At 70.3% G+C, this 7,867-nt stretch carries 7 protein-coding genes and 1 pseudogene; all 8 read left to right on the top strand.

The features are described from left to right. On the top strand, positions 1-1,755 hold a 1,755-nt coding region (locus tag ACIQ3R_RS12390; protein WP_397418925.1), incomplete at its 5' end, for a protein-disulfide reductase DsbD family protein. A gap of 36 nt (positions 1,756-1,791) precedes the next feature. Beyond that, complete coding sequence (locus ACIQ3R_RS12385) at positions 1,792-2,544, top strand: thioredoxin family protein (protein WP_397418923.1); 753 nt, start codon at positions 1,792-1,794, stop codon at positions 2,542-2,544. Continuing rightward, entirely contained in the window at positions 2,442-3,998 is a 1,557-nt protein-coding gene (gene pgi / locus ACIQ3R_RS12380; protein ID WP_397418927.1) for a glucose-6-phosphate isomerase, read from the top strand. Before ACIQ3R_RS12385 ends, pgi begins: the two co-directional genes overlap by 103 nt. Continuing rightward, positions 3,995-4,831, top strand: a complete 837-nt coding sequence (locus ACIQ3R_RS12375) for a GNAT family N-acetyltransferase (protein WP_397418921.1) — start codon at positions 3,995-3,997, stop codon at positions 4,829-4,831. Before pgi ends, ACIQ3R_RS12375 begins: the two co-directional genes overlap by 4 nt. Beyond that, complete coding sequence (gene tsaE / locus ACIQ3R_RS12370) at positions 4,828-5,274, top strand: tRNA (adenosine(37)-N6)-threonylcarbamoyltransferase complex ATPase subunit type 1 TsaE (protein ID WP_397418919.1); 447 nt, start codon at positions 4,828-4,830, stop codon at positions 5,272-5,274. The genes ACIQ3R_RS12375 and tsaE overlap by 4 nt, the downstream gene beginning before the upstream one ends. Then, positions 5,258-6,349 carry an N-acetylmuramate/N-acetylglucosamine kinase AmgK gene (gene amgK, locus ACIQ3R_RS12365; RefSeq protein ID WP_397418917.1) on the top strand — a complete coding sequence of 364 codons (1,092 nt, stop codon included), beginning with the start codon at positions 5,258-5,260 and terminating at the stop codon, positions 6,347-6,349. The genes tsaE and amgK overlap by 17 nt, the downstream gene beginning before the upstream one ends. Beyond that, the gene (locus ACIQ3R_RS12360) at positions 6,346-7,077 is read left to right on the top strand and encodes a nucleotidyltransferase family protein (protein ID WP_397418915.1); all 732 of its coding nucleotides are present in this window, start codon (positions 6,346-6,348) and stop codon (positions 7,075-7,077) included. The genes amgK and ACIQ3R_RS12360 overlap by 4 nt, the downstream gene beginning before the upstream one ends. Continuing rightward, positions 7,074-7,867, top strand: a pseudogene (locus tag ACIQ3R_RS12355) (double-strand break repair protein AddB); the annotation flags it as partial. The gene ACIQ3R_RS12360 and the pseudogene ACIQ3R_RS12355, both read left to right, overlap by 4 nt.

Here is a 7,867-nt window from a genome sequence, read left to right as displayed (position 1 = left end):
CCGGGCGCGACTGTGACGCTGAAGGCCGCAGCCGCCTTTCTGGTCTGCGCCGACATCTGCATCCCTGAGGATGCGCTGCTGGAACTGAGGCTCCCAGTCGTGGCGGCGCCTGCAGCCATGGACCCGAAGTGGGGCGAACCGATCGCGCGAACCCTGGCCGAGGCCCCGAAGCCGGCGGGCCTTTCCGGCGCCTTCCAGGCCGGCGCGGAGACCCTCAAGCTGGCCATCACCGGTCCGGCGCTGAAGGGGCTGGACCTCTCTGAAGCCTACTTCTTCCCGTTTTCCGGTTCAGCCATCGATCACGCCAAACCTCAGGCCATCGAGCGCGGACCCGACGGCCTGACTCTCACCATCACCACCGGCTACGGCTTCCGGGGCGGAACGCCGCCCACCGAGCTTGGCGGGGTTCTGTCGCTCGGCGACAAGGCGTTCGAGGTCACCGCCGTCCCGGGTGCGCCGCCTGCGGGGGCCGCGGGCTTGGGGCCCCCGCCGATTCGGGCGTCGGGCGCCGGTGGAAGCGACCTGGGCCTGCTCGCCGCGGCGGCCTTCGCCTTCGTCGGCGGACTGATCCTCAACCTGATGCCCTGCGTGTTCCCGATCCTGGCGATGAAGGCCGCATCCCTTGCGGGCCATGGTGGCGTGGGCGGCGACGCGCGGGCCCAGGGTCTGGCCTTCGGCGCCGGCGTGCTCGTCACCTTCCTGGCGCTGGCCGGGGCGCTGATCCTGCTGCGGGCCGGGGGCGAGAGCCTGGGCTGGGGCTTCCAATTGCAGAACCCGGCCATCGTCGCGGGCCTCGCGCTGTTGATGCTTGCGGTGGCGCTGAACCTCTCGGGCGTGTTTGAGGTCGGAACCTCGCTCCAGAGCGTCGGCTCGGGCCTGGCGGACCGGGGCGGCCTTGTCGGCAGCGCCTTCACCGGCGTCCTGGCGGTGGTGGTGGCCGCGCCTTGCACCGCGCCCTTCATGGGCCCGGCGCTGGGCTGGGCGCTCACCCAGCCGCCAGCCGCGTCGCTGGCCGTCTTCTTCGCCCTTGGCCTGGGCTTCGCCGCGCCCTTCGTGGCGGTGGCCTTCGCCCCCGGTCTGATCGCGCGCTTGCCGCGTCCTGGCCCCTGGATGTCGACCTTCAAGACCGTGATGGCGTTCCCGATGTACGGTGCGGCGGTCTGGCTCGCCTGGGTGCTGACCGTGCAGGCCGGCTCTGACGCGGTTCCGCGGCTGTTGGGGGCTGCTGTGGTGTTGGCCTTCGCTCTCTGGCTCTGGGGACAGGCGCAGCACCGCGCGGCGCATGGGCGGCCGGCGCTGCCTTTGGCCGCGCCGGCCGGCGCGTTGGCGCTCATCGCGCTGGCGGGTGGCGCGGTATGGCCGGCCTATGCCCTGCCCACCGAGGCGACCAGGGCCGCCAAGCTCAACGAAGAGACCTATTCGCCCGAACGCCTCGCCGCCCTGCGCGCCGACGGACGCCCGGTGTTGGTCAACTACACCGCCGCCTGGTGTGTAAGCTGCCAGGTCAACGAACGCGTGGCGCTCTCGACCGCCGGCGTCGCTGAGGCTTTGAAGCGCCACAACGCAGTCTATCTCAAGGCCGACTGGACCAACCGGGACACCGCCATCGCCGCCGAGCTGGCCCGATTCGGCCGGGCCGGCGTGCCGCTCTATCTCGTCTACGGCAAGGACGGCGGCGAGCCCGCGATCCTGCCCGCCCTGTTGACCGAAGGCATGGTGATCAAGGCGCTGGACGCCGCCGCCCGCCCGGGCTGAAAGTCCTGGAAACCCAAGACCCAAGGAGACGCCTCGATGACTCCCCGCCTCGACCGCCGCCTGTTGATCGCCCTGGCCGCCGCTGCCGGACTGATGGCGCCCGCCGCACAGGCCCAGGCTCCGAGCGCACCCTTGATCGGCAAACCCGCGCCCGCCTTCGAGGCCGTGGACGCCGACGGCAAGACCCGCTCGCTCTCCGAGTTTCGCGGAAAGACCGTGGTGCTCGAATGGACCAACAACGGCTGCCCCTACGTGCGCAAGCACTACGATGCTGGAAACATGCAGGCCCTGCAGGCTGCAGCGGCGCGCGACGGCGTCGTCTGGCTGTCTATCGTCTCCTCGGCGCCGGGCATGCAGGGCTACTTTACGCCAGCCGCCGCCAAGGCCTGGAAGGTCAAGGAGAAGGCGCGCGCCGCGTCGGTGCTGCTGGACCCCAGCGGCGTCGTCGGACGTCTCTATGACGCTCGGACCACGCCCCACATGTACGTGATCGATAGGGCCGGAACCCTGGTGTACATGGGCGGCATCGACGACAGGCCCTCGGCCGATCCCGCCTCGCTGAAGGGCGCCAAGAATTACGTCGCCGCCGCGCTGGCCGATGTGAAGGCAGGCCGCCCGGTCGCCCAGGCGGCGACCCGGCCCTACGGCTGCAGCGTGAAGTACGGCTCGGCGGGTTGCGCGACCCTGTGCCCCGGGGTGGGGCGGGGCTGCCCCGCCCCCCCGCGGCCGCCCGCGGCCGACGCATCGTCGATCTGTTCGCCGCCGAACCGGATCGTCTGGACCGGTTGACGCTCCCGGCCGCCGGCCTGCTGCTGGATCTGTCCAAACAGCCCTGGTCGCTGACCGAGCTCGACGAACTGATCGATCTGGCGCGCGTATCCGATGTCGAAGCGGCGCGCCGACGCCTGTTCGCCGGTGAGATCGTCAACGCCTCGGAGGGCCGCCCGGCCCTGCATATGGCGCTGCGCGCCGCCGACGGCGCCGACTACCGGGCCGCCGGCGAGCCGGTGTCCCGCGAAGTCGAGGCGACGCGCGCTGCTGTGGCCGGGTTTGCAGAAGCCGTTCGCTCTGGGTCGATCACCGGAGCCACGGGCCGGCCGTTCCGCGCCATCGTCCACATTGGCATCGGCGGTTCCGACCTCGGACCCCGGCTGATCTGGGAGGCGTTGAAGCCGCTGGCGCCGTCCATCGATCTGCGGTTCGCGGCCAATGTCGACCCTGCCGAATTGGCTCAGGCCCTGACCGGGCTGGACCCGGCCGAGACCCTGGTGGTGGTGGTCTCCAAGACGTTCACCACGCTCGAGACCCTGACCAACGCCGAAGCCGCCCGGGCCTGGTTGCGGGCGACGTTGGGGCCCGTCGGCGACTCCCACCTCGCCGCCGTCTCAGCCGCGCCGGATCGCGCCCAGGCGTTCGGCGTCTCAGCGGATCGCGTATTCGGTTTCCGCGACTGGGTGGGCGGGCGCTATTCGCTTTGGTCGGCGGTGGGGCTTTCCTGCGCGGCGGCGCTCGGCCCGGAGGTCTTCGCGCGCCTGCTCGCCGGCGCGCGCGCCATGGACCGCCACTTCGTCGAGGCTCCGCTGGCGGCCAATGCACCGGTGCTCCTGGCCCTGGCCCACGTGTTCAATCGCAATGGGTTGGATCGCCCCCTTCGCGCGGTGGTTCCCTATGCCCAGCGCCTGCGCCTTTTCGCGCCGTTCCTGCAGCAGCTGGAGATGGAGTCGAACGGCAAGCGGGTCACCGCCGACGGCGCGCCCGTCGCGCGGCCCACCGCCGCCAGCGTGTTCGGCGACGCCGGCACCAACGGTCAGCATGCCTTCTTCCAGCTTCTGCATCAGGGCACGGATGTGATCCCGGTGGATTTCGTCGCCGTCCGCCTGGGCGCGGAGGGCGACCCTGCCGCCCAGACCAAGCTGCTGGCCAATGTGGTGGCCCAGGCCGAGGCGCTTATGGTCGGCCGTCCACCCGCCGAGACTCCGGACAGCCAGCGCGCGTTCCCGGGCGACCGGCCGTCCAGCTTCATCCTGATGGAGCGGCTCGACCCCGAGGCCCTTGGAGCCCTGATCGCGCTCTATGAGCACAAGACCTTCGTTGAGGGCGTGCTGTGGGGGATCAACAGCTTTGACCAGTGGGGCGTGGAGCTGGGCAAGACGCTCGCCGCTCGGGTGCTGACGGAGCTTGAGGGCGGTCCGGCGGGTGCGCATGATCCTTCGACGGCCGCCCTTATCGCCAGGCTTCGGTGAACACGCGAGACCACATCGTTGACGTCCTGATCGCCGAGCGCGCGCCGCGCCTGGCCGCCAGCCCTGTCTGGCCGGTCGCGCGGCCCTTGCTCTATGCCCTCCTCGACTACGGCAAGGCGCGGCGAATGGCCGACGCGATCCGCACGATGCCCGGCCGAGCGGCGCTGGACCATGTCTCCAACCTCCTGGCTCTGACGGTCGAGATAAGCGGACTGGAGCGGGCGCCGGCTTCCGGTCGCGCCGTCATCCTGTGCAACCACCCGACCGGCATCGCCGACGGGGTGGCGGTGTTCGACGCCATCAAGGCCCGGCGGCCGGACATGTGTTTCTACGCAAACGCCGACGCCCATAGGGTCTCGCCAGGGTTCGACGAGGTGTTGATCCCGGTGGAGTGGGTGGAGGCCAAGCGGACCCGCGAGCGCACCCGGCGCACGCTCGAACTTACCCGCGCGGCCATGGATGCGGAGCGTTGCCTGGTCATCTTCCCTGCCGGTCGCCTGGCTAGGCGGGAGGCGGACGGCAAGCTCTGGGATCCGGAATGGATGGCCTCGGCCGTCTCTATCGCCCGACGCTATGCGGCGCCGGTGATTCCGATCCACGTCGACGGTCCCTATTCGCGGCTGTTTCACCTGTTCGACAGGGTCTCGGAGGAACTGCGCGACATCACCCTCTTCCACGAGCTGCTCAACAAGCGCGGGCGGGCGTTTCAGCTGACGGTGGGCCCGCCGGTTGCGCCGGAATCCCTGGAAGGCGACGCCGTCGAGGTGACCCAGCGGCTCAAGACCTATGTGGAGACGGTGCTGGCGCACGATCCGGACCGGGCCTTCGCATGAGGCTGGCCGATGAGGCTGCGACGTCGCGGCTGGGCGTCGCGGTGGCGCGGGCGCTTCAATCCGGCGAGGCGGTGTGTCTCTGGGGGCCGCTCGGCGCGGGTAAGTCCACCCTGGCGCGCGCCTTGATCCGGGCCCTGACCACGCCCGACGAGGAGGTTCCAAGCCCCACATTTACGCTGGTTCAGACCTATGATGGGACGGCGTTCTCCCTGTCCCACTTCGACCTCTACCGGCTTGCGGACGCAGATGAGGCCCACGAATTGGGTCTGGATGAGGCGCTGGAAGAAGGCGCGGCGATCATCGAGTGGCCCGAACGTCTGGAGGGCGGCCTGCCGCCCGACCGACTCGATATAGAGATCACTTTCGAGACCGACGGCGGCCGGCGCGCGCGTCTGGACCGTCACGGCGCCTGGGAAGGACGCGAGATTGAGCTTGCAGCGTGAGGCCGTAAAGCAGGCTTTCCTGGCCGCCGCCGGCTTCAGCGGCGCGCGCCGCGAGCCCTTGTCGGGCGACGCCTCGACGCGGCTCTACGAGCGACTGCACCCGGCCTCGGGACCCAGCCTCATCTTCATGGACCAGCCGCCGGCGGTGGAAAGCGTGGTCTGTCCGCCGGACGCCGACGAGGCCGAGCGCCTGGTGCTCGGCTACAACGCCGCCGCGCGGCTGGCCGCCGGCTCGGTGGCGGCCTTTGTCAGTACGGCGGCATGGCTGCGCGACCGGGGTCTCTCAGCGCCACGTGTGCTCGCGCATGACACTGTCCAGGGATTGGCTGTGCTGGAGGACCTGGGCGAGGGCCTGTTCGCCGCTCTGATCGCTGAGGGCGCGGAACCCCGACCGCTCTACGAAGCCGCCGTGGACGCCTTGGTCGTCATGCAGTCCGAACCGCCGCCGGATTTGCTTGAAGCGGGGGATGTGCGCTGGCCGTTGCTGACCTACGACGTCCTGGCGCTGCGGATCGCCACCGACACCTTCCTGGAGTTCTGGCCGCCGTTCGTGGGCCTCGCGCCCTTCAGCGCCGAGGCGACGGCGGAGTGGTCCGCGCTGTGGGCGCCGGTCTTCGCGCGCGGCGCGGCCGCAGCGTCGGTGTTCACGCACCGCGACTATCATGCCCAGAACCTGCTTTGGCTTCCGGAGCGGACCGGCGCGGCCAGGGTCGGCATGGTCGACTTCCAGGACGCGCTGATCGCGCATCCGGCCTGGGACCTCACTCACTTGCTGCAGGACGCGCGGCGCGACGTGTCGCCAGACCTTGAGGCGGCGATGCTTGACCGGTTCCTCTCATCCCGGCCGGGCCTCGATCGTCAGGCCTTCCTTGCCGACTATCGTGCGCTCGCCGCTTCGAACGCCGCCCGCATCCTGGGCCGGGTCTTCGCCCGCCAGGCTCTGTTGGGGCGTCGCCAGTACGAGGCCTTCATGCCGCGCACCTGGCGCTATCTGGAGCGCGACCTGCAGGATCCCGCGCTGGCCGGCCTCAAGGCCTGGTTCGACCGCCATGTACCCACGGAAGCGCGCCGTTGACCGTCGCCAGCCCGACCACGGCCATGGTGCTCGCCGCCGGGATCGGCTCGCGGATGCGCCCGTTGACCGACACTCGGCCCAAGGCGCTGGTCGAGGTGGCCGGACGTACGCTGATCGACCGGGTGCTGGATCGCCTTGTCGAGGCGGGGATCACCCGTGCGGTGGTCAATGTGCATCACTTCGCCGACGCGATGGAGGCGCATCTCGCCCGGCGCAAAGACCTGGAAATCGTGATCTCGGACGAACGCGCGCGTTTGCTCGATTCCGGCGGTGGCATCCGCCACGCCGCCGCCCAACTTGGCCGCGATCCGATCCTCGTCGCCAATATCGACTCTCTTTGGATCGAAGGGGATCGTCCGGCCCTTGAGACCCTGAAGGCGGCCTGGAGTCCGGTTCGGATGGACATCCTGCTGCTGCTTGTGCCGCGCGGCCGGGGAATCGGCTTCGAAGGGCCGCAGGGGTTCTTTCGCGACGGCGAGGGACGTCTGACTCACGCAGTGGCGCCCGACCCGCCGACGCCCTATGCCAATGTCGGCTTCGCGATCCTGAACCCCGCGATCCTGGATACGGAACCGGACGGCGCCTTTTCGATCGTGCCGATCTGGCATCGCCTGCAGGCCAAGGGTCGACTGTACGGCGCGGTCATGGACGGGTTCTGGATGCATGTCGGCGATCCCGCCGCCCGCGAGGCGACCGAGGCCCGGCTGAACGCCGCGTCCGAGACATGACCGGCTTCCTGGCGGGCGAGGGCCCTCGCTGGTTCCACATTCCGGCGCATCGGCCCTTCACTGACGATGTGGCGCGTGGGCTGCTCGATGCGCTCGACGGTCAGGGCCCTGAGGCCCTGGCGGATTCCCTGATCCTGACTCCCAACCGGCGCGGCGCCCGGGCCATGGCCGAGGCCTTTCTAAGGGTCGCGCCGGGCCGGGCGATCCTGGCCCCGCAGGTCCGGCCCTTGGGCGATCTGGAGGCGGGCGAACCGCCGTTTGAACCGGCGGACCTGGTTTTGGATCTGCCCGCCGGGATCACTCCGCTGCGCCGCCGGTTTGAGCTGACCCGACTGGTCGCCGAACTCGCGTCGTTGATCCCTGGCGGGATCTCCAGCGCGACCCAGGCGCTGGAGATGGCCGATGCGCTCGGCGGCTTTTTCGACAGTCTGCAGATCGAAGAGATCGACGTCGGGGACAAGCTGGCCGGCCTGGTGGACGAGGCGCAAGCGGATCACTGGCGGGCCTCACGCATCCTTCTGGAAACGGCGCTCGACCGTTGGGCCGGGCGGTTGTCCGAACTGGGCTTGATGGATCTGGCCGCCCGGCGCGCCTTACTGCTGCGTCGCCTCGCGGAGCTCTGGCGGGCCCGCCCGCCTGAAGGCGTGGTGATCGCCGCCGGCTCTACCGGCAGCGCGCCGGCCACCCGGGCGTTGCTGGCCGCGGTCGCCAAGGCGCCCAAGGGTGCGGTGATCCTGCCGGGCCTCGACACCGAACTGGGCGATGCGGCCTGGGCCGTCATCGACCCCCA

The sequence above is a fragment of the Phenylobacterium sp. genome (assembly GCF_044371015.1).
Classification (GTDB): Bacteria; Pseudomonadota; Alphaproteobacteria; order Caulobacterales; family Caulobacteraceae; genus Phenylobacterium.
The sequence above is the reverse complement of the archived record's forward strand: the minus strand, read 5'-3'. Positions and strand labels throughout refer to the sequence as shown.